The sequence below is a fragment of the Vagococcus martis genome, from assembly GCF_002026305.1.
In the GTDB taxonomy this organism is placed as follows: domain Bacteria; phylum Bacillota; class Bacilli; order Lactobacillales; family Vagococcaceae; genus Vagococcus; species Vagococcus martis.
This window is the reverse complement of sequence record NZ_MVAB01000001.1, coordinates 748,647-769,048: the sequence shown is the minus strand read 5'-3', so window position 1 is coordinate 769,048 and position 20,402 is coordinate 748,647. Positions and strand designations below refer to the sequence as shown.

At 33.1% G+C, this 20,402-nt stretch carries 23 protein-coding genes; 12 read left to right on the top strand and 11 right to left on the bottom strand.

The window, feature by feature from the left end; genetic code table 11:
* Window positions 1–13 precede the first annotated feature (13 nt).
* Window positions 14–562 carry an ECF transporter S component gene (locus BW731_RS03655; protein ID WP_079345814.1) on the bottom strand — a complete coding sequence of 183 codons (549 nt, stop codon included), beginning with the start codon at window positions 560–562 and terminating at the stop codon, window positions 14–16.
* A gap of 1 nt (window position 563) precedes the next feature.
* On the bottom strand, window positions 564–1,391 hold the full coding sequence (gene thiD / locus BW731_RS03650) for a bifunctional hydroxymethylpyrimidine kinase/phosphomethylpyrimidine kinase (protein ID WP_079345812.1): 828 nt from the start codon (window positions 1,389–1,391) through the stop codon (window positions 564–566).
* Window positions 1,392–1,512: 121 nt separating this feature from the next.
* Here thiD and BW731_RS03645 point away from each other — a divergent pair, with 121 nt between their 5' ends.
* The 5 genes from BW731_RS03645 (at window position 1,513) to BW731_RS03625 (ending at window position 8,505) form a co-directional block, all read left to right on the top strand.
* Window positions 1,513–2,952, top strand: coding sequence for an aminotransferase-like domain-containing protein (locus tag BW731_RS03645; RefSeq protein WP_158080152.1), 1,440 nt, complete (start codon window positions 1,513–1,515; stop codon window positions 2,950–2,952).
* A 237-nt stretch (window positions 2,953–3,189) separates the two neighbouring features.
* On the top strand, window positions 3,190–4,863 hold the full coding sequence (locus BW731_RS03640) for a ribonuclease J (protein WP_079345808.1): 1,674 nt from the start codon (window positions 3,190–3,192) through the stop codon (window positions 4,861–4,863).
* A gap of 203 nt (window positions 4,864–5,066) precedes the next feature.
* Window positions 5,067–6,389 carry a DRTGG domain-containing protein gene (locus tag BW731_RS03635; protein ID WP_408645889.1) on the top strand — a complete coding sequence of 441 codons (1,323 nt, stop codon included), beginning with the start codon at window positions 5,067–5,069 and terminating at the stop codon, window positions 6,387–6,389.
* A gap of 10 nt (window positions 6,390–6,399) precedes the next feature.
* Window positions 6,400–7,353 (top strand): DHH family phosphoesterase, encoded by a 954-nt coding sequence (locus tag BW731_RS03630; protein WP_079345806.1) that lies wholly within the window; start codon window positions 6,400–6,402, stop codon window positions 7,351–7,353.
* 144 nt (window positions 7,354–7,497) lie between these two features.
* Window positions 7,498–8,505, top strand: a complete 1,008-nt coding sequence (locus BW731_RS03625; protein ID WP_233120429.1) for a hypothetical protein — start codon at window positions 7,498–7,500, stop codon at window positions 8,503–8,505.
* 45 nt (window positions 8,506–8,550) lie between these two features.
* Here BW731_RS03625 and BW731_RS03620 read toward each other — a convergent pair whose 3' ends face one another.
* The gene (locus BW731_RS03620) at window positions 8,551–9,069 is read right to left on the bottom strand and encodes a GNAT family N-acetyltransferase (protein ID WP_079345804.1); all 519 of its coding nucleotides are present in this window, start codon (window positions 9,067–9,069) and stop codon (window positions 8,551–8,553) included.
* 233 nt (window positions 9,070–9,302) lie between these two features.
* Between BW731_RS03620 and BW731_RS03615 the strand changes: the two genes are divergently transcribed.
* A complete protein-coding gene (locus BW731_RS03615) occupies window positions 9,303–10,019 on the top strand; it encodes a YebC/PmpR family DNA-binding transcriptional regulator (protein WP_079345802.1) in 717 nt (238 codons plus the stop codon).
* Window positions 10,020–10,042: 23 nt separating this feature from the next.
* Here the strand turns inward: BW731_RS03615 and BW731_RS03610 are convergent, their stop codons facing one another.
* Together BW731_RS03610 and BW731_RS03605 are read right to left on the bottom strand one after the other, a co-directional pair.
* Window positions 10,043–10,819, bottom strand: a complete 777-nt coding sequence (locus tag BW731_RS03610; RefSeq protein WP_079345800.1) for a DUF6681 family protein — start codon at window positions 10,817–10,819, stop codon at window positions 10,043–10,045.
* A gap of 3 nt (window positions 10,820–10,822) precedes the next feature.
* On the bottom strand, window positions 10,823–11,266 hold the full coding sequence (locus BW731_RS03605; RefSeq protein ID WP_079345798.1) for a hypothetical protein: 444 nt from the start codon (window positions 11,264–11,266) through the stop codon (window positions 10,823–10,825).
* A gap of 265 nt (window positions 11,267–11,531) precedes the next feature.
* On the opposite strand from BW731_RS03605, the gene BW731_RS03600 reads away from it, so the two are divergent.
* The 3 genes from BW731_RS03600 to BW731_RS03590 all read left to right on the top strand — a co-directional run bounded on the left by BW731_RS03600 (window position 11,532) and on the right by BW731_RS03590 (window position 14,464).
* Window positions 11,532–12,038 (top strand): DUF2798 domain-containing protein, encoded by a 507-nt coding sequence (locus BW731_RS03600; protein WP_079345796.1) that lies wholly within the window; start codon window positions 11,532–11,534, stop codon window positions 12,036–12,038.
* An 82-nt stretch (window positions 12,039–12,120) separates the two neighbouring features.
* The gene (locus BW731_RS03595) at window positions 12,121–13,218 is read left to right on the top strand and encodes a S66 family peptidase (protein ID WP_079345794.1); all 1,098 of its coding nucleotides are present in this window, start codon (window positions 12,121–12,123) and stop codon (window positions 13,216–13,218) included.
* Window positions 13,208–14,464, top strand: coding sequence for a S41 family peptidase (locus BW731_RS03590; protein WP_158080151.1), 1,257 nt, complete (start codon window positions 13,208–13,210; stop codon window positions 14,462–14,464). Before BW731_RS03595 ends, BW731_RS03590 begins: the two co-directional genes overlap by 11 nt.
* Here BW731_RS03590 and BW731_RS03585 read toward each other — a convergent pair.
* Window positions 14,448–15,704 carry a S41 family peptidase gene (locus tag BW731_RS03585; protein ID WP_158080150.1) on the bottom strand — a complete coding sequence of 419 codons (1,257 nt, stop codon included), beginning with the start codon at window positions 15,702–15,704 and terminating at the stop codon, window positions 14,448–14,450. The two genes, BW731_RS03590 and BW731_RS03585, sit on opposite strands and share 17 nt — an antisense overlap.
* Before the next feature lie 77 nt (window positions 15,705–15,781).
* Here BW731_RS03585 and BW731_RS03580 point away from each other — a divergent pair, with 77 nt between their 5' ends.
* Both BW731_RS03580 and BW731_RS03575 read left to right on the top strand, forming a co-directional pair.
* A complete protein-coding gene (locus BW731_RS03580; protein WP_143592734.1) occupies window positions 15,782–16,216 on the top strand; it encodes a GFA family protein in 435 nt (144 codons plus the stop codon).
* On the top strand, window positions 16,191–16,640 hold the full coding sequence (locus BW731_RS03575; protein ID WP_079345786.1) for an HIT family protein: 450 nt from the start codon (window positions 16,191–16,193) through the stop codon (window positions 16,638–16,640). Before BW731_RS03580 ends, BW731_RS03575 begins: the two co-directional genes overlap by 26 nt.
* Here BW731_RS03575 and BW731_RS03570 read toward each other — a convergent pair.
* Window positions 16,637–16,981, bottom strand: coding sequence for a YrvL family regulatory protein (locus BW731_RS03570; protein WP_158080149.1), 345 nt, complete (start codon window positions 16,979–16,981; stop codon window positions 16,637–16,639). The two genes, BW731_RS03575 and BW731_RS03570, sit on opposite strands and share 4 nt — an antisense overlap.
* A gap of 103 nt (window positions 16,982–17,084) precedes the next feature.
* Here BW731_RS03570 and BW731_RS03565 point away from each other — a divergent pair, with 103 nt between their 5' ends.
* On the top strand, window positions 17,085–17,843 hold the full coding sequence (locus BW731_RS03565; RefSeq protein ID WP_079345783.1) for an AIM24 family protein: 759 nt from the start codon (window positions 17,085–17,087) through the stop codon (window positions 17,841–17,843).
* Window positions 17,844–17,880: 37 nt separating this feature from the next.
* On the opposite strand, the gene BW731_RS03560 is transcribed toward BW731_RS03565, so the two are convergent.
* The 4 genes from BW731_RS03560 to BW731_RS03545 all read right to left on the bottom strand — a co-directional run bounded on the left by BW731_RS03560 (window position 17,881) and on the right by BW731_RS03545 (window position 20,256).
* Window positions 17,881–18,501 (bottom strand): alpha/beta fold hydrolase, encoded by a 621-nt coding sequence (locus BW731_RS03560; protein ID WP_079345781.1) that lies wholly within the window; start codon window positions 18,499–18,501, stop codon window positions 17,881–17,883.
* Window positions 18,498–18,821, bottom strand: a complete 324-nt coding sequence (locus tag BW731_RS03555) for a DUF1700 domain-containing protein (RefSeq protein ID WP_079345779.1) — start codon at window positions 18,819–18,821, stop codon at window positions 18,498–18,500. The genes BW731_RS03560 and BW731_RS03555 overlap by 4 nt, the downstream gene beginning before the upstream one ends.
* Before the next feature lie 135 nt (window positions 18,822–18,956).
* On the bottom strand, window positions 18,957–19,262 hold the full coding sequence (locus BW731_RS03550) for a hypothetical protein (RefSeq protein WP_079345777.1): 306 nt from the start codon (window positions 19,260–19,262) through the stop codon (window positions 18,957–18,959).
* A gap of 34 nt (window positions 19,263–19,296) precedes the next feature.
* Window positions 19,297–20,256 carry an IS30 family transposase gene (locus BW731_RS03545; protein WP_079344899.1) on the bottom strand — a complete coding sequence of 320 codons (960 nt, stop codon included), beginning with the start codon at window positions 20,254–20,256 and terminating at the stop codon, window positions 19,297–19,299.
* Window positions 20,257–20,402 lie beyond the last annotated feature (146 nt).

Sequence of the window (20,402 nt, the reverse complement as noted above, 5' to 3'; positions counted from 1 at the left end):
GCAACTTTTTTATTTAGTACAACATTTTACTTGTAAGAGCTTTTACCGGCTTATAAAGTAATGACACAATAATAATGGCGGCAATAGCGTTAATAACAGTAATATAAAGTGTTGAAAAACTGGCAAAAGCAGACACGCCAAACGTATTTCCCATCATGAGTTGAATGACTAAATTTTTTAGAAAAGTCATGATGATTTTAGCGATAGCTGCAAAAAACATAATCGTTGGAATAAACCAAACGTTGTCGTCATATTTTTGAAGTCGTGAATAAGCCAAACTAAGAGCAGCACCAACGACAAAACTTTCTAACACGAAATAAGGTGCTTCAGCGGCAAATCCATTTAAAATATCAAAAATAGCAAAACCAATTCCACCGGCCAAAGATCCTTTAAAAAAGCCTAGCGTTAACACTGCTAACGATAAAATCGGTAAGCCAAAGTGAAAAAATGGATTTCCTACAAGGGCTGGTAGTGGGACACGAATACTTGTCCCAACAACCGTTAAAGCCGCGAATAATCCCATTAATGTGGTTTCTTTTATACTCCATCTTGTACTAGTCATACTAATCATCTCCTAAAGTCATTCTATTTGTTGCCTCTAAAAAGGCACCATGCCAAACATATCCTGTAAAGTCATTTAAATATAGGCCATGTTTTATTGCACTTGTTACATATTTTTTCGCTAACTTAACACTTGATTCAAGGGTTAAGCCTTTTGCAAGTCCTGCAGTAATAGCTGCTGCAAAGGAGCATCCAGCTCCGTGGTTTGTAACAGTATCCAACTTGTCTTCGTGGATAAACAAAAGCTGTTTACCATCATAAAATAAATCTGTTGCAACGTCTCCTTTAAAACGAGCACCACCTTTGATGATGACAGATTTTGGTCCAAGGTCGAAAATTTTTTTAGCAGCTTTTGTCATGTCTTCTTCTGTTTCGATTGCCGGTATATCAGACAATATACAGGCTTCGACAAGGTTTGGTGTCACAATATCTGCTAAAGGCATCAATTTTTTTATCATGCCATTGACCAATTCAGGTTGTAACACATCTTTATTTGTTTTAACAGCCATCACAGGATCTAAAACGATATTTTTTTGATTTACTTTGACTAAATAATGTTCGAGTAAATCAATGACTGGTAAACTACCTAATAGCCCGATTTTTAATGCGTCAAGAGCACCACCAGAAAAGGCAGTATCGAGTTCTTTTTCCACGATATCAATCGGGATTGGGTAAATGGATGGTTTTTTTGTTTTGGGATCAACGGTTAAAATACTGGTGATACTGCTTATCCCAAATGTCCCATATTCTTCAAATGTTTTTAAATCTGCTTGAATCCCTGCGCCGCCTCCTGCATCAGAGCCAGCAACGGTTAATATTTTTTTTACCATAGTGAACACTCCTTGTTGATGTTTTAGTAAAGTGTACCATGTTGATTTTAAAAGCCTAGAGCCAATTAAAAAAAATTGGACCCATCCAATTTATGATATACTGATACAAAGAGGTGAGATGGTGAATATTATATTAGAAAGAGAAACCAATACGCCATTGTATCGACAAATTATGAATCAATTGATTTCTCAAATTGATGCAGGTAGTCTGTACGAAAATTTTAGACTACCATCAGAAAGAGAGTTAGCTAATCAACTAGGTGTCAATCGCAGTACAGTTGTAAGAGCTTATGATGAGTTAAATGCTGAAGGGTTTGTCGAAAAAAGAGCGAGTAGTGGAACGTATGTTATTGGCCAGTCAGAAGCACAGACGGTTAATCATTTGAGAGAACGAATTCAGTTTAATTATCAAAATTATCAACAAAATGATTATATGACAAAAGTGGAAGAGATGATAAAAACGGATACGTCAAGTGTATTAGATGCTTATAGTGGTGAGTTACCTTATAATTTAATTCCTAATATCAGTTTGCCTAATGTAAATTGGCAATCATTTTTATCTGTAGAAGTGTCTAGACTTGGATATAAGCCACTTCGAAAAAATATTGCGACATTGGTAGGCAAAATGTATTCGTATGAACCAAAAATCGAAGAAATCATGTTAACAGCTGGTGGACAACAAAGCTTAGTATTACTAATCCAATCTTTACTAAAACCAGGAGATACTGTGGCATTGGAAGATCCGTCTTTTTTTAATGGCATTTCTGTTTTAAATGCCATGTCGATTAAAGTGGTTAGAATACCGATTGATAAAGATGGTTTATGTGTGAATGAGTTGGAGGATGCGATAAAAAAAGAGAGTATCCAACTTGTCTTAACTAATCCGAACTTTCAAAATCCAACAGGTACCACGATGAGTTTGACTAGACGAAAAAAATTAATAGCATTGTGTGAGCTATATCGCATTCCAATTATTGAAGATGATGTATTTGGCCAGTTAGCTTATGAAACACCTAGTAGAATACCGTTACTTAAAGAATTATCTCCTCAATTAGTTATCTACATTGGGTCGTTATCGAAAATACTAGGTAGTAGAATGCAATTAGGATGGATTGAAGCACCTGTTTATGTGCTGGATGAAGTTGCAAAGCTAAGAGATGAATATGAAACCCAGTTAAATATTTTTCCTCAAGTCATGGCATCATATGCTATTTCAGATTCAGAGTTTTCTGAAAAATTGATGGTATTACGTCAGACTCTAGAAAAGAGAATGAGATATTTTATTGAGGCCATCAAAAAAGAATTAAGTTCTAGTCTTGATTACACGATGCCAAAAGGTGGCTATTATATATGGTTGACCTATACCAAACGCACGCTGACAAAAGAGGATTGGCGTTTGTTAATTAACGACTCTATTGCTGTATTACCAGGATTTGTGATGAGTAAAGAAATGCAAAGCTGTCGAGTAAATGTCTCGCGACTAACGACAAAACAAATTGATTTATTTATCATAAAATTTAAAGATATCATCACTCAATGGAATAAACAGATTGAAGAGTAATTAGTATTTTCATAATAAATGAGAGAGAAAGTATATCTTACAGAAATTTTTTGTTTTTTATGATAAAATGGTATCAACTTAAGACGTGTAAAATTTATCAAGTTGAAATAATTCGTGTGAGTGACAGGTAAGCAATTATTTTGTAACAGGTTATTGATAAATATAGATCGTGAACAAGAAAAATAATGAAAGAGCTATATATAAAGAATTATATAGCATAATTGAGGTGGAGAATTAGTGAGTGAAGTAAAAATAATTCCTTTAGGAGGAGTTAGAGAAAACGGGAAAAGTATCTATATAGCAGAAATTGAGGAAGAAATTTTTGTACTAGATTGTGGGTTGAAATACCCAGAAAATGAACAATTAGGAATTGATATGGTAATCCCTGATTTTTCTTATTTAGTTGAACGTCAAGATAAGATTGCCGGAGTATTTCTAAGTCACGGACATGCAGACGCTATCGGGGCCTTACCTTATCTATTAGAAAAAGTTTCAGTACCAGTATTTGGGTCTGAATTAACAATTGAACTAGCTAAAATTAATGTAAAAAATTATCCTAACACAAAAGATTTTGATGATTTCCACGTGATTGATGAAAACACAATTATTGAATTCAGCAAATCAGAAGTGAGCTTCTTTAGAACAACACATACTGTTCCAGACTCTATGGGAATTGTGTTGACAACTGGAGAAGGGCAAATCGTATATACAGGGGATTTCAAGTTTGATCAAAGTGCAAGTCCAATGTACCAAACAGATTTTGCTAGATTAGCAGAGATTGGTAAAAAAGGTGTATTAGCTTTACTAAGTGACTCAACTAACGCTGAGAGTAATATATTATCTGCTTCTGAAAATGAAGTGGCTGATGAGGTAGTCGATACATTTAGATATTGGGAAGGTCGCATTATTGTGGCTAGTGTGGCAAGTAATTTGCAACGCATCCAACAAGTATTTGACGCAGCTTATTTAAGTGAGCGATTTGTTGTGCTAACTGGAAAAGATGTTGAGCAAATTGTTCGTACAGCGATTCGTCTAGGAAAACTAACATTACCAAATGATGAATTAATTATTACAGAAAAACAAATGAAACATAAAGAACCACATGAATTGGTTATTTTGGAAACTGGTCGTATGGGTGAGCCGTTAAACACATTACAAAAAATGGCGAGTGGACGTCACCGTTTTATCCGTATAACAGAAGGCGACCTAATCTACATCACCACAACACCATCAACTGCTGTTGAAACAATGGTAGCCAAAACAGAAGACATGGTTTATCGCGCAGGTGGAACAGTCCAAACTATTTCAGATACAGTGAAAGTTTCAGGTCATGCTAACCAAAATGATTTAAAATTGATGCTAAACTTAATGAAACCAACGTTCTTTATCCCTATTCAAGGGGAATACAGAGTGTTAGCTAAACATGCTGAATTGGCAAATCAAGTAGGTATTCCATTTAAAAACATCTTTATCTTAGGTAAAGGAGATGTTTTAGAATTTGAAACAGGTAGATTGAGAATGACAGGTTCTATTGAAGTCGAAAATATCTTGATAGATGGGCTCGGTGTAGGAGACATTGGAAATATTGTCTTAAGAGATAGAAAAATTTTATCTGAAGATGGTATTATTATCGCAGCCATTACGATTAATCGTCGCGAGAAAAAAATTATTTCTCCAGCTAGAATCACGTCACGTGGGTTTGTTTACATGAAATCAAGTAATAATTTGATGAAAGAAAGTGGCGATATTGTTGAGACAGTCGTCCTAGAAAATCTTGAAAAACAAGATTTTGACTGGGGTGTGTTGAAGCAAGAGATAAGAGACCAGTTAAGTCGCTATTTATATGAGCAAACAAAACGTCGTCCCGTGATTTTGCCAGTTATTATGGAATCAAGTCAAAAAAGAAAATAAAAAGTTTTAGCACTTCAAAAATGTTTGAAGTGTTTTTTGTTATAGAAATAATTTTATGAAAAACAAGTTATTTATTTTCTGTTATATCATTCAAATGTATTTTTACCACGTTGTATGATAGAATATAAACATTACAAAAGAATTTGTATTAATACAGATTTTTCGACAAACTATAACAATGAGAAAGTAAAAGGGTGTAACCTATGAGCATGACAAAGCATGATCAAATATTAGCACATATTGAGTCATTGCCTGTTGGGGATAAAATTTCTGTTCGAGGCATTGCTAAAATGTTAGGCGTAAGTGAAGGAACAGCTTACAGAGCAATTAAAGAAGCAGAAAATGTTGGTCTTGTATCAACGATTCAACGTGTTGGAACCATTAGAATTGAGAAAAAAATAAAAGAAAACATAAAAAATTTAACCTTTAAAGAAATTGTTAAAATTATTGAAGGTGATGTTTTGGCAGGTAAAAAAGGGCTGAAAAAACCTTTGGATAAGTTTATTATTGGTGCTATGACGGAAAAAAGTATGTTGCGCTACATCACACCAGGAGCCTTAATGATTGTTGGGGATAGGGAAGGGGTACAGCGTTTAGCTTTAACTCATGGGGCTGCTGTGTTACTTACTGGTGGATTTGAAGTGAGTCAAGACATCATGAACTTGGCTGATAAAGTAGAAATGCCGATATTAAGAACAGCACATGATACTTTTACAGTTGGTACGATGATTAACCGTGCAATTAGTGATCAGATGATTAAAAAAGATATTGTGTTGGTTGAAGATATCCAAACACCTGAGAGTGAGACAAGTTACATGATGACAAAAGATACGGTTGAAGATTATTTCAAGCTAGTGGAAAAAACAGGTTATACACGTTTTCCAGTGGTTAATAAGTCTAAACGATTAGTTGGAATGGTAACAGCTAAAGATGTGGGTGATAAGTCTTTAACACAATCAATTGAAAAAGCAATGACCAAAGACCCGAGACATGCGAAATCTCATATGAGTGTTGCAAGTATTGGACATCAAATGATCTGGGATGGTTTGGAGATTATACCAGTTGTTGAAGATGATTTGACGTTAGTCGGTATTATATCGAGACAAGACGTCATGCGGACAGTTCAAATGGCACAAAAACAGCCGCAAGCAGCACATAAATTAACTGATCATATAACCAATCAAATTGTAGAAAAAGAGATGCCTCAAAATGGTGATGCTGTTTTTACATTTGAAGTCACACCTCAAATGGTGAATAATTTAGGGACGTTGTCTTTTGGCGTATTAAATCAAATCATATCTAGCGTTGTGCGTTCAACGATGCTCTCTCGATATAATTTTCATTCTATCATTGAACAAAGTAGTTTGTATTATTTTAAGTTGATTCAAATGGATAGTGAAATTGAAATTAGAACACAAGTAATAGAAGTGGGTCGACGTTCTGGTAAAGTAGAAGTAAGTGTCTATAAAGACAACATCGTGTCAGCAAAAGCGATTGCTGTCTGTCAGTTAATGGATCCAATTTAGGAGGAAAAAAATGGCTATTGGGCAAGAAATTTTAAAAGAGATAAAAAAATATGACACGATTATGATTCATCGTCATCAAAGTCCAGATCCAGATGCATTAGGATCTCAAGGTGGATTAGGAGATATGTTAAAGGCAAGTTTTCCAGAAAAAAAGATTTATTTAGTTGGTGGACCTGTCAACGATTTAGATTACCTTGTGACGATGGACGAGGTCAGTGATGAGTTATATAAAGACGCGTTAGTTATTGTCACAGATACAGCAAACGCTCCAAGAATTAGTGGCGAACAATATGCTTTAGGACAGAAATTAATTAAAATCGATCACCATCCAGATGATGAACCATATGGCGATTTATCATGGGTAAATACCCATGCAAGTAGTACAAGTGAAATGATTTATGATTTTTATGAAGCAAATAAAGACTCTTTAGTGATGACAGACAATGCTGCAAGACTACTTTATGCGGGAATTATTGGTGATACAGGCCGATTTTTATATCCTGCGACAACGTCACATACACTACTTGTTGCTAGTCACTTGTTGAGTTATTCGTTTGACGCAGCGAAATTAAGTCGATACATGGATGAAGTCGATGAGAAAATTTCACGTTTATCAGGTTACGTCTATGAGAATATGATATCTGATGAAAATGGTGCAGCAATGGTTGTGTTAACACAAGATGCGTTAAAAGAATTTGATGTGGTGGACTCAGAAACACCAGCGATTATTCCATTACCTGGTAAAATTCGTGGCATTTTATCATGGGCCATTTTTGTTGAACAACCTGAAGGGTTCTTCAGAGTACGTTTAAGAAGTAAAGGACCAGTCATCAATGGAATTGCTAAGCGACATCATGGTGGTGGACATCCCTTAGCTAGTGGAGCAAATGCAAAAGACATGGATGAAGTCGAAGAGATATTCCAAGAAATAAAAACAATCGTAGCTGAATATAAAATATATTAGATATAATGCCTCTTAATATTTTGGGAATATTTCCTTTAATATTGAGAGGTTTTTATAACGATTTTATAACAAAATGATAAAAACGGTTGAAATTGTGATAAAAATCACTTATTATGAAAGGGGATTCGAAAAAAGGAGGATTTTATGAAAAAGAATTTATTTGGTATTTGTTTAGTATCGACGGCACTATTATTAGCAGCATGTGGTGGGACAGGTGATTCTGCTAAAAGTAGTGACACAAAAGAAAAAACAGAACAAGCACAAAAAGAAAACAAAGAAAATGAAGAAAAATATGTGTATGAACGAAATGGTCATAAGTATGAAGTAGATACTGTTTCAGGAGCGACAACGGGTGAGTATTCGGGAACGGAATACAAAGGTGATGAAAAACAAGAAAAAATGTATTGGTCAGGTCGTCCAGAAGTTGGAACGGTAAAGGGCGATTATTATACAGATACCATTGACTTTGAGGATGGCTATATTGGTACAGCAGATGTTGTGGTAGATGGAGATAAGCTTGTATTAGTGGAGTTTGATGAACGTGGACCAGATGATTACTACTCAGAAACATGGGCAGGACAAACGAAAAGAACATCTGGTTATGCCAACTTTCAAGCGGAAAACGATCGTACCAATGTAACGTTAGTGACGATTGTTAATGGTATGACGATTTTAGAAGATCAAATGATGAAAGAAAATAGTTTAACAGGTGACTTTGTGAGTGTAAAAGGCTCATCGAATAGTGTCCGTCGTGGGTTTATTCCTTTAGCGGAAAAAATAGATGGTGAAATAAAAAATGGTTCTAAGTTATCTTATCAAGCAGTCACAAAAGATTTAGGTGATGGGTTGTTTGCTCGTCTCATAGTGATAAAAGATAAAGAAAGTGGTAAAATAACTGAGGCTAAGTACAATGAGTTCTTTGCAGATACGGAAGATGAGATTAAAAATAAAGAGGAAAAACCATTTTATCGCCAAAGTAAGTATGATTCCATTACGTACGCAAAAGAAACTGGCATAGATTTTAAAAAAATATCAGATGACTTGACTGAGAAAATTGTTAAAGATCAATCACTGGATGTATCACCAAGTGATGATACAATCAAGAGTCATTATGACAGTGTGGCAACAGACATGAAAGACTTATTAAAATAAAAAATAAGCGTAAAAATAAGATGTTTTTATTTTTACGCTTTTGTATTATCCAATTGTTTTTTTAGCAATTAATTGTTTCCCGTAGTCGCCATTATGAGTATCAATGATTTCGTATCCTTGTTTTTCCCAGAAACGACTCGCACGTTGATCATCGTCGATAAAAGTTAATCTTATTGTTTTCGTACCAGTATCTGAGACAGTTTTTTCTAAGGCTGTATATAATTCTTTCGCTAGTTCTGTGCCACGATACTCGCTTTCTAATACAAAATAACCAAGCATCCCAGTTTCTTTTTGTGGAAAGTCTTCGACCCAATCAATAAATCCCATCAATCTATCACGATCAAAAATCCCATACATGTATTTTTGTGATGGTGATGTTTTTGGTGGAAGTGACGTGAAGAACTCTTTAACTTGCTCTTTTGTAGGTTCAGCAGCAACATAATCTGTGAAGTAATCTGTTGTTCTTAATAAAAACTCTTTGAAGATGGCTAAATCAGCTTCGTTTTCTCCATCTAATAATCGAATATGGATTGATGGAAAATCAACAGTATTAAAATGTTTCATAAAATATAAACCTCTTTCTATCTGTAAGGAACAGTTATTACTACTTTAGAATAGCTTATATCAAGATTAATTAAAAGGTGTTAAGGCTAAAAAAATGAAAAACGGACTAGAATCAATGAATTGTATTAATCATGAAAAAAAAACTTTGCGAAATGACGATAAGCAAGTATAATAAAACAGAACGTTTTTGCGTTACAACTGAAACAATACATTAAGAAAGAGAAGTGAGACTAATGGGACGTAAATGGGCTAATATCGTAGCTAAGAAAACAGCTAAAGATGCAAACAACAGTAAAGTTTATGCCAAATTTGGAATTGAAATTTATGCAGCAGCAAAATCAGGTGATCCAGATCCGCACTCTAATCAAAAACTTCGTTTCGTTATTGATCGCGCAAAAACATACAATGTACCAAAACATATTATTGATCGCGCTATAGAAAAAGCAAAAGGTTCAGGAGATGAAAATTATTCTGAATTACGCTATGAAGGATTTGGGCCAAATGGTTCGATGGTGATTGTTGATACACTAACAAATAATGTTAACCGTACAGCAGCAGATGTTCGTGCAGCATTTGGTAAAAATGGTGGGAACATGGGTGTATCAGGTGCTGTAGCATACATGTTTGACAACACAGCGATTTTTGGTTTTAAAGGCGAAGACGTGGATGACATTTTTGAGTATCTATTAGAAAAAGATATCGAAGTCAAAGATGTATTTGAAGAAGAAGACCAAATCATCGTTTACGGTGAATCAAGTGATTTCCACGCGATTCAAGAAGCATTAAAAGAAAAAGGTATTACAGAATTTTCCGTAGCTGAAATTCAAATGCTTGCTCAAAATGAAGTCGAATTATCTGAAGACGACCTAGCTCAATTTGAAAAAATGATTGATGCTTTAGATGAATTAGAAGATGTTCAACAAATTTTCCATAATGTAGACATGGATTAATAGTAAATAAAAAAGTCAGAAGTTTAATTCTTCTGACTTTTTTTTCGTTTGCCGAGTGTGCGTGTTTTTTTTACAGGTTCGCTTTCTGATTCTGCAGTGTTTTTTGCTTCATCCGTATCTTTGACACGTAGTTCTAAGGTATAAGGTTCTTTATAAATAATTCCGTCTTTTTCATAAGATCCACCATTAACAAAGACACCAAGAGGAACCAAAGAATCCGCATCATCATTTATTTTGATACTAGCTACTTCAGTTAAATCTTTGTAGCTACTTCCAATTAGTAATTTTCCTTTTGAAATTTTATAGAAAGGAATGAGAGTATAGCTATCTAGTTCGTAAGCATAGTCATTTAGTTTTTTTGCTGTGATATAGTTTTTTTCCAATAATTCATGGATAACCGTATCAATTACTTGATCGCTATCATTATTTAAAGTCAGTGTTAATAGTTTTCCTTGAATTTTTGGAGTGGTTGAATTTGTTTGCACGGTTTCATCAAATGTTGCATCTTCTGGTACGATATTTTCAATTAAATTGGTGACATCCCATTTTACTTTCTGATTTTTAAAATAATAAATAAAGTTTAAGACAATAAAGTAAGCTAGAACAATAAAAATCAGTAGGTAGAGTGTCATTCTGAGATAATTTCCGTTTTGAAAGTATCCTTTTACAATACGCAAGATATACAGTGTTGGAAAAACACTAACAACAGTTAGAATTTTGTTTTGTAGCCTTGGATTGATATTTAAGTAGTTTAAAAATTTGGTTATATTACTCAAGATTAAAGTTAGTAAAGCATCCATTAGTTATTCCCCCCCCATAGCAGTTTTATTCTCATTTGTTTTAGGGGTCACCACAGCATTTTGTGCATCAGGAGTTACCGTATCTTCAGTTTCTTCTTCCATATTTTGGGTGTTACTTGATGGTTGATTTTCAGAGGAAGGGGTATTTTCTTCTGATGACGAGTGATTTGTTTTGTTTTGTTTACTGTCTTTTGTTTTCTCTTGTGTTTCAGATACAGCATGTTCAGTTTGTTGGACTGAGCTATAAGTTGTATCCGAGTAATTGGTTGTAGTATTGGTATTGTCTTGAGTTGAATGAGTTATCGTTTCAGTTGTAGACGTTTCGGTTTTTTTTGTTTTATAATTACTACCATCCACAACAGCAGTTGTTGCACTTATCCCTAAAGCAATACTAAAAATAGCAATAGGCTTTAAAAAGGGAGCAACGATTTTTTTATCTTTGGCCATACAAGACTCTCCCTTCTAATAAATCATGTAAATCTCTTATTATCATAACAGATTTACTGTTTTTCTAATAAAAAAAACAACTAGTTTCATTATTTTTAAACTAAATTTAATAAGCCCTTTGCTACTATACAAGTCAACCGTGGCATTTTTTTGAAAAATGTGGTAAACTTTTAATACAGTGAAGATTACGTTAAGTGTAGGAACCATCTGAAAAGATGATTCCTGCACTTTTTTTTCGCTGATTTTTAAGAAAAGAGGAAAAATGATGCATGAAGAAAAACGATTACCAATGAATAAAAAAGAAGGATTACTATATGGCATAGTGATTTGTGGGATTACTGCAAGTAGTATGTGCTTTTATAATTTATATTTAGCATTTGGTGCAATCAATCAAGATATGTTAATAGCTTTTGCTAAAAGTTTGCCACTATTTTTTGTGATTGCAATGTTACTAGAAAATTTTGTCGTCCGCCACTTTGCAGATAGCTTGGTGAAAAAATTTAGTGACCCTAAAGATAGCTTTAATGCCACATTATTATTTACCATTTTATTTACGGTAGTAGGGATGTCTTTCTTGATGACATTTATAGGTGATGTTGTTGGACATGGCTTAGTAGTCAATAGCTCCACATTTATCCGTTTTGTTATGTCATGGCCAAGAAATTTTGGTGTGGTACTGGGATTAGAATTATTAATTGCGCAACCAATCGCTCGTAAAGTAATGGTGCTCTTGCACTCAAAACAAGTAGAAGAGTATGTTGAATATGATTAAGCAGTAACTTTGGTGGAAACATCAAAGTTATTTTTTTATGGTATAATTTGTAAAATTAGTGACGAGTGATAGGAGGAGTAACATGATTAAACCAAGACGATTAAAACGTGGAGATAAAGTTGCGATTGTCAGCTTATCAAAAGGATTGCTGGGAGAAGAATTTGTTGAACATAATCTCATTTTAGGGAAAAAGAGATTGGAAGATTGTGGGTTAGACGTTGTGTTTATGCCCCATGCTTTAAAAGGGATAGACTTTGTTGACAGACATCCAGAAAAAAGGGCAGAGGATTTGATTCAAGCTTTTGAAGATAACTCTATCAAAGGGATTATTTGTGCAATTGGAGGAGATGATACCTATCGAACGCTTCCTTATCTGATGGAGAATGATAAGTTTAAGGATTTAGTCAAAACTAAACCGAAATTATTTACCGGATTTTCTGATTCAACGATTAATCATTTGATGTTTTATCATCTTGGTTTAACAACTTATTATGGGATGGCTTTTATTCCTGATTTAGGTGAAATTAGTGATAGCATGTTGCCTTATACTGAAAATTATTTTAGTTATTATTTTGAAGAGAGCCCACTGTATGAAGTGATAAAGCCAAGTGAAGTTTGGTATGATGAACGACTAGACTTTTCTAAAAAAGCATTAGGGCAACAACGCATTAGCCATGTTGAGACAAAAGGCTATGAATGGCTACAAGGTAAGTCGGTATTTGAAGGAGAGCTGTTAGGTGGGTGTATCGATAGTTTATATGATATGTTAACACCATTTACACACAGTGATGAACCAAAAGTGATTGAAAGATATGGAATATTTCCAGATTTAACGACTTGGCAAGGAAAGATTTTATTTAATGAAACATCAGAAGTGAAAGAGTCGCCAGAAACAGTTGAAAAAATGTTGGGAGTATTGAAAGACAAAGGCATATTTGATGTAGTGAATGGTGTAATTTTTGGTAAACCACAAGACGAAGTATTTTATGAAGAATACAAACAATCTTTAGTTAAAGTGGTTGATAATGAAGAGTTGCCAGTAGTTTGCAATGTTAATTTTGGCCATGCTACGCCAAGATGTGTTTTGCCATATGGGGTTCGTGTACAAGTTGATAGCGAGAAACAGGAAATCAGATTGTTAGAGTCAGCATTTTATGAGGAGGACAATCATGGAAACTAGACTAGCAGATGTTTCAACTATTTATCATTCAGCTTTAAATTTATTTCCTTATTGGACAAATAAAAAATTAGAAGAATGGAAACAAGCTTATCTGGACACGATAAAACAAACATTATCTAGTGATTCGCTTACTGATTTCTATCATCTATTATGTCAATTTACTGCCAGATTAGATGATGGGCATACGATGATTTATTTACCAAAGGAGCTTAAAGAAGATTTAGTATATCCTATAGCTTTGGATATGATAGAGAACCAATTAGTTATAGTGAAGACAACTAATGATTATCAAAATTATTTGTATTTACCTATTAAGAGAATAAATGGATTGTCCGTTTCAGACTTTTTAAAAGAAATAACTTCTAAGTTTTGGCTTAGTAATGAGGTAGTATCACTTTACTATTATCAAAACTATTTGTCTTTTTTTCAGCCCAATCAATTATCCGTAGAGTTTTTTTCTAATGATAGATTAGAGTTATCTTCTCAAAATAAGGAGACAATTGTTTGGATGGAAGAAAAAGTAGAAAAGGAACTAGTAGTTGAAACAGATACTATTACAATCATAAAAGATAAGAATAAAATCTTGATAACGATTAAGCATTTTTTGAGTCAAGATGTCGTGACAATTTTTTACCAATATATGGAGTTGTACAAAAAATCAGAGGTCATCATTTTTGATGTCAGAGGGAATATGGGTGGAAATTCAGGATTAGTCAATGATATTTGCTCAGCTTTTTTTAAAGAGGCTTTTGAAACAGAGTTATCTTTTTACCAAGTGTTAGATGCACAACGTTATGCCTCTGGGACGCAGCTTTATTACAAGCAAGACATAAGTGATGATAATGAGTTTACTCAAACGCTATCTCATCAATATTATTTAGAAGGAATTGATCAAGAAACAGTACCCAAAAATCGAGGGGAGTTATCAGATAAAGCTGTAATAATTATTCAGAATAGACAGACGTATTCTTCAGCTGAAAATTTTGTGATGAATTTTTATAAAAGACCTAAAACAAGAATTATTGGAACGTATTCAGCTAGATCGACAGGTCAGCCAGCTTTAATAGCTCTTGAAACAGGTGGTACGTTTATGGTGACAGCAAAAGGAGTTAAAATTCCCAATGGAAAAATCCACCATAATATTGGTATTAAGCCAGATATCATGATGGAAGAAATGTTATCAGATAAATTAAATGGTGTTGATTCTTTACTAAACTATGCGTTACAAACTAGCATTGATTATTAAGCAGTTCAAGAGCTTGTTGTAAATCAACGTCTTCTGTTAAATGTTTAGGCGTCCAAGGAACATAGACATCCGGTTTCACACCTTTACCTAGCATTCCAAGACCATCATCTACAAGAGAAGTTTTAGATGTGGGGTACATGAGACTAAATAATGGGTATTCTTGGAAACAGCAATTGGCATAATCAAGAATACCTAATGTATTTCTTCCAAGAGTGGTAACCTTATCAGATTTTTTTACTAAATTGACAAAGCTATCACCACTAGAACCACAATAAACATCTGTTAATACAATAATAGATGATGGTAAATTTGTTCCATGAATGGTGTAATCAAGAATAGGACTATCAGTAAAGGGGATAAATCCAGTTTGATTTCCTTCAATGTGTTTTTTAAAGAAGTCTAATTCAGATTGTATGAACTGTCTGGATACATCATCTATCTCTTCAGAATCTAAATAAGGTTGAAAAGCTTTTTGACGTAATTCATCGTTTCTCTTGGTTACATTATAATACATTAATTCGTTTGGATTACTTAGTTCTTCAAGGCTTATAGTCTGTTTAAACAAATAGTCTAATAAAGGGAAATAACTCATATCACTGCCACCATTATTAATACGAACATCAATAATTAAAGAGTCAATTGTTTCGAGTGATTGTCTGTTTTCCTGAATTAATGCTGAAATAGGTTGTTCTGCATAAAAATCACTTAAAACCATGTAGCCAGTTTGCTCGTTAATCAACTCAAAAGAATACGTGCTCTCTTTAGGTGGTATGTTTGATTCTTTAGGCGTTTTAAGAATGTCACCATTTGATAGTGTAATCGTTTCTGATTTTTCTAATAAGTAAGTAAAACTTTGTCTTTCGGGTATAGGATTTAGAATCCTTTCATTTTCTTTTACAACTTCAGAAATAGGTTTATTATCAATTTTGATAATTTCTTGTCCAATGCTTAATGGACAATTTTTTGAAAATAAATCGGAGACATAAAGTTTATCGTTAAATCGTCGTGTTAAAAAATTAACTCTAAGAATATCAATAGTTGGTTCAATTAAAGTCAGATGAGCATCTTGATAGGTTTTTAAAAAGTCCATTGTGGCATAATAAAAATCTTTATCAGAAGTGATTGCAGGGACTTGTTCTAAATAGTCATTTTTCGCTTCATCTTGTGGTAATTCTTTGCAACCTGAGTAGTCATTACTCACTAGTTCAATAATATCATTGGCAATTTTTTCGTAGGTCATATTAGATACCTCGTTTATAGGATATAATAAGTATACCGAAATATTCATTAAAAGTAAGTATATAATAAAAAGGATGGTTGAAAGAGTTGAAATATAATTGTCAGTGTTTATGTGGAAAAGTTAACTATAATGTGATACTGGATAATTTAGATTTTAGTATTTGTCATTGTTCAATGTGTAGAAAAAATACTGGTGGAACAGGATTTTCATATTTTTATACCTATTGTCAACCTAATTTTTCTTCAAGTGATTTTGTATCAACTTATAATGCTCAAAATATTGCAGAAAGAGTATTCTGTAATCAATGTGGTACATTGCTATATTATCGACATTTTGAAAGTAATGGGTATTGTATTCCGATAGGAGTAGTAGACAACTTATCTGAAGAAAAAGTAAAATTAGTGTCAGAATGGTACTATCAGGATAAACCGAGTTATTATGATTACAATAAAGAAACAAAAAAATATTTAAAAGGAGATATCAACAATGACATGGAGAGAAAATCGAATTAAATCTGCGCAAAATGGTACAAATCCAATGTTGATAAAAGAAATGACAGGAGGCTTTTTAGTGTTTGGTGATGTTCAGTTTTTACCTGGATATTGTGTGCTATTACCAAAAAGAGAAGTAAATTCATTAAATGATTTGTCATTAGAAGAAAGAGAATCTTTTTTATTAGATATGTCGATAGTAGGAGATGCCTTGTTAAGTGTGTGTGGAGCTACTAGAGTAAACTACGATATTTTAGGTAATACAGATAACTACCTGCATGCTCATATTTTTCCTAGATACGATTGGGAAGAAGAGGAAAGACGTAAAATGCCTGTATGGTTGTATGATAAATCAAATTGGAGTAACCTAGACACAGCCTATCAAGAAGAAAAATATGGAGAAATTCGTGCAAAAATAAAAAACTATTTAGATAAAGAAATCTAACTATTCTTCTCCATATAATCTAAGGATTTTTCAAAAAGAATTAAAAAAATAGAAAATAAAACAATCGTCTGAACTGACAGAGAAACAGAGGCGACAAAATAATCAGTGATCATTAAAGAGATGACATTTTGACAAAACATCAACAAGATAGAGTCTTTTTTAGGCACCAGATGAAACATGTTATCTATCAAAAAATCAATGACTAAAAAAATAACAAAAAATAAGATTAAGTTACCAGGATGTGAATAGGTGGCACCAGGTAGTTTTAATGCACCTGAAACTATCAAAGAAATAAGAATTAAAGGAAGCAGAATGATAACAGCAAGAATCAATTTTTTCATAAAGTCACCTACCATCTCAAATTATGTTTTTGCTAAAAATAGTGTATTCTTTTTCATAGTCTTATATTACAATTAAAGCACCAATAAAAAAAGGGGTGTTGTTATGTTTAAAGTATCAAATTTTTGGGATAATGATGATGTTATAGTCAAAAATGAGTTAGGGCCTTTTAAAGTAATAGAATATGTTAAAGATTTGAGTTTGACACCACAAGAAGCACAAACAGCCTATTTTTCAAGTAAGATGAATGTCAGAAAACGCCAAGTTATTTGTGACGTGGAACAAACAGATATTACATTACAAGCTGGTGCTATGCAGTGGACAGTTGGAGATGTCAGTGCAACGACAGGTGTAAAAGGTGTAGGCGACTTTTTCAGCAAAACTGTGAGAGGTGCTGTAACGAAAGAATCTGCGATTAAGCCTGAATATACAGGTAAAGGATTATTAGTGCTTGAACCAACGTATAAATATATTATATTACTTGATGTATCGCAGTGGGATAATTCAATTGTACTTGATGATGGCTTATTCTTGGCCTGTGACTCAAGATTAAAACATAAAGCAATCATGCGTTCGAATATTTCGTCTGCTGTTGCAGGGAATGAAGGACTATTTAATTTAAACATTAAAGGAGATGGGATTCTTTGTTTAGAATCGCCAACACCTCATGAAGAATTGATTGAAATTGAATTACAAGATGATGTATTAAAAGTAGATGGTAATATGGCAATTGCTTGGAGTGGCTCATTAGATTTTACTGTTGAGCGTTCAGGAAAAAGTTTGATGGGGTCAGCCGTATCAGGTGAAGGACTTGTCAATGTTTACCGAGGAAGTGGGAAAGTATTGTTAGCACCAGTTGGATAAACTAAAAAGGAAAGTATCTTAATAGATGCTTTCTTTTTTAATTTATAAAATAGTTTATGGCTTTTGATAATTCTAAGTAAGAGTTTTTATTTAGTTCATGTTTTCCATTTGGGACAATACTTAAATCAGATGATGGAATGAGTTCGTGAATTTGTTTAGCATACTTCAAATTAACAGTGTCTTTTTCTCCACACAGTATCAGTGAAGGAAGATTAATTCTTTTTAAAGACTCCGTTAAGTCAATATTAATAGATGAAGTGAGTTGAATCATTTGTTTTTTAGACAATCCAATCGTTTCGAAATTTTTTTTTGGAAGAATCGTAAACAGTAATGATTGGAACAAATTGATTGACTTAGGAATTGGCTTATATATAGCACTAGCAATAATAATACCTTTTAAGTAACAATTAGTTGACTTACAAGTATACATCAGTGCCAGTAAACCTCCTAATGATAACCCACATAGATAGTAAGGTTCTGTTATTTCGTCAAGCTTTTTTGATATTTTGGGATAGATAGTTTCAATAGTCACATCCGAATTTTCGTTTATTGCTGTAAATAGGGGGATAATCTGACTACTTACAGCAATATGTTCCACAACTTTTTCCCAGTCATCCTCGTTTTGTCCTAATCCATGTAAAATAACTAATTTTGTCATAGTGTCACACTATATATCATTTTTTTATTATATTCAATGTAGTTTACAGAGTAGGTGATAATTAATCGAGTAAATTTTTTCATGAAAGGAAAAAGTCCTAACCCTATTGCACAAAGAAAAATACTTGAAATAGATTGGAACATAGCGAAATCTTGAAGTTGTGTCACATTGGCTATCACTAAAAGGATAGGAGATATAATAAATGCTCCTGTAATTATCCAAAAACTAGCTATAATAGCATATAGTGCTATCGCAAAACCCATTACTACAACTAAATTAAAAAAAATTAAACTTATTAAAGCAAACCAATTCTTTTTCATTTTTAACACCCCTTTTATAAAGATTAGCAAATTAACTAGTTTTTATAAATGGGGCCTAAGAAGTATTTTTAATACTTAAAAATGATAGTTAATTTATACGTTTGTTTTACTGTGTAAACTTCAATTAATTATAGACTATTTTGAATAATGAATTAGATAGTTAGCACCTATTAATACAAGGGAAACTATCAAGCGAACGACTATATGGCTGGGGGTTAATCGGTTTAAAACAATCATGCCATTGAGAAGTGCTGCGATAAAAAGAATGGCAACACCCACATATAATAGGCGATAGTCTTTAACATAAAGTATAAGGCATAATGCCCCAACTAGATTAATAATAAAGATTATAGGATGTTCTGAAAATGACATTATTTTTATTGTAGCTAATGCCATTAAAATCCCGTATAGCATGGATAAAACTGTTAAAATATAAAACATACAAGTACACCTCCTTTTTATATGGTTTCATTTGTCAAATTAAGCTAGACAAAATATCATTGTCTACATAACTCAAAAATACTTCCAATGGTGTTTTATAGTTTAATGATTTTCTAGGAATATTATTTCTTTTAGAAGCGATAGATTGGATAAAAGATTCCTCAACTTTGTTGAAATCCATTTGTTTAGGTAATCCATCTTTACGTAATAACCCATTAGAGTTTTCATTTAAGCCACGTTGTGATGGTGTTCCTGGATCGGCAAAATAAATATCAATATCATTTAGATTGCTGATTGATTTCCAATTAGAAAATTCTTTACCACAATCGAATGTGATTGATTTAAATAGATGGCATGGAAACTTTTTAAACCAATTATTTAAACTATTTTCGATATCTATTGCTCGTCTGCCTATTGGTTTTAACGTAATAATCACTTTCGATAGTCTTTCAACGAGTGTGATAACAGCACTTTTATGATCTTTTCCAACAATTGTGTCACCTTCAAGGTGACCAAATTCATTATTAAAGAGTTGATAGTCCTTATTACGTTGATGGATGGTTCTTTTAAAGGCTTGTTTACCTCTTTTTTCTTTATAACCATTCGCTTTCCTTTTACCTTTCATAGGTAATGCGGTCAAATCAAACAGTCCTTGCTTAAATAATCTATAAAGAGTACTGATAGAACATGAGATAGGAAACTCAGCACGACCAATAATGACATCTGGAGTCCATCCTTGAACAACCTTCTTTTGAATGTATTCTGTTTCATTATCAGATAAAGAAATAGGACGCCTGCCACAATTCTTTTTATTATTTTTGTATCTTTTATAGTAATCTAGTGCAGATAATCCCTCATCAAAAGCTTTGTAAACATTATAGATAGTCTGTTTTGCTCGTTTCAATTGTTTCGCAACGTATGTTCCTTTTTTATTTTGATGGTAATAAGCTTCTATCAAAACTAGCTCGTCTGTAGTAAGATGTGTATAGGTCATTTGTGATCACTCTCCTTGTTTTCTTTGGTTGGAAATACAATTTGAGTGTATCACAAATGATTTTTTAGTTGTCTAGCTTAATTTTACAATCGGCGTGGTTTATTAAATCATAGGTGGTGCACCACATGGCAATAACTTTTAAGGAG

Bases quoted from the DNA above. Each gene is read 5' to 3' on its own strand.
- BW731_RS03655 (WP_079345814.1), bottom strand. From the start codon at position 562: ATGACTAGTACAAGATGGAGTATAAAAGAAACCACATTAATGGGATTA.
- thiD (WP_079345812.1), bottom strand. From the start codon at position 1,391: ATGGTAAAAAAAATATTAACCGTTGCTGGCTCTGATGCAGGAGGCGGC.
- BW731_RS03635 (WP_408645889.1), top strand. From the start codon at position 5,067: ATGAGCATGACAAAGCATGATCAAATATTAGCACATATTGAGTCATTG.
- BW731_RS03630 (WP_079345806.1), top strand. From the start codon at position 6,400: ATGGCTATTGGGCAAGAAATTTTAAAAGAGATAAAAAAATATGACACG.
- BW731_RS03625 (WP_233120429.1), top strand. From the start codon at position 7,498: ATGAAAAAGAATTTATTTGGTATTTGTTTAGTATCGACGGCACTATTA.
- BW731_RS03620 (WP_079345804.1), bottom strand. From the start codon at position 9,069: ATGAAACATTTTAATACTGTTGATTTTCCATCAATCCATATTCGATTA.
- BW731_RS03615 (WP_079345802.1), top strand. From the start codon at position 9,303: ATGGGACGTAAATGGGCTAATATCGTAGCTAAGAAAACAGCTAAAGAT.
- BW731_RS03610 (WP_079345800.1), bottom strand. From the start codon at position 10,819: ATGGATGCTTTACTAACTTTAATCTTGAGTAATATAACCAAATTTTTA.
- BW731_RS03605 (WP_079345798.1), bottom strand. From the start codon at position 11,266: ATGGCCAAAGATAAAAAAATCGTTGCTCCCTTTTTAAAGCCTATTGCT.
- BW731_RS03600 (WP_079345796.1), top strand. From the start codon at position 11,532: ATGCATGAAGAAAAACGATTACCAATGAATAAAAAAGAAGGATTACTA.
- BW731_RS03595 (WP_079345794.1), top strand. From the start codon at position 12,121: ATGATTAAACCAAGACGATTAAAACGTGGAGATAAAGTTGCGATTGTC.
- BW731_RS03590 (WP_158080151.1), top strand. From the start codon at position 13,208: ATGGAAACTAGACTAGCAGATGTTTCAACTATTTATCATTCAGCTTTA.
- BW731_RS03585 (WP_158080150.1), bottom strand. From the start codon at position 15,704: ATGACCTACGAAAAAATTGCCAATGATATTATTGAACTAGTGAGTAAT.
- BW731_RS03575 (WP_079345786.1), top strand. From the start codon at position 16,191: ATGACATGGAGAGAAAATCGAATTAAATCTGCGCAAAATGGTACAAAT.
- BW731_RS03570 (WP_158080149.1), bottom strand. From the start codon at position 16,981: ATGAAAAAATTGATTCTTGCTGTTATCATTCTGCTTCCTTTAATTCTT.
- BW731_RS03565 (WP_079345783.1), top strand. From the start codon at position 17,085: ATGTTTAAAGTATCAAATTTTTGGGATAATGATGATGTTATAGTCAAA.
- BW731_RS03560 (WP_079345781.1), bottom strand. From the start codon at position 18,501: ATGACAAAATTAGTTATTTTACATGGATTAGGACAAAACGAGGATGAC.
- BW731_RS03555 (WP_079345779.1), bottom strand. From the start codon at position 18,821: ATGAAAAAGAATTGGTTTGCTTTAATAAGTTTAATTTTTTTTAATTTA.
- BW731_RS03550 (WP_079345777.1), bottom strand. From the start codon at position 19,262: ATGTTTTATATTTTAACAGTTTTATCCATGCTATACGGGATTTTAATG.
- BW731_RS03545 (WP_079344899.1), bottom strand. From the start codon at position 20,256: ATGACCTATACACATCTTACTACAGACGAGCTAGTTTTGATAGAAGCT.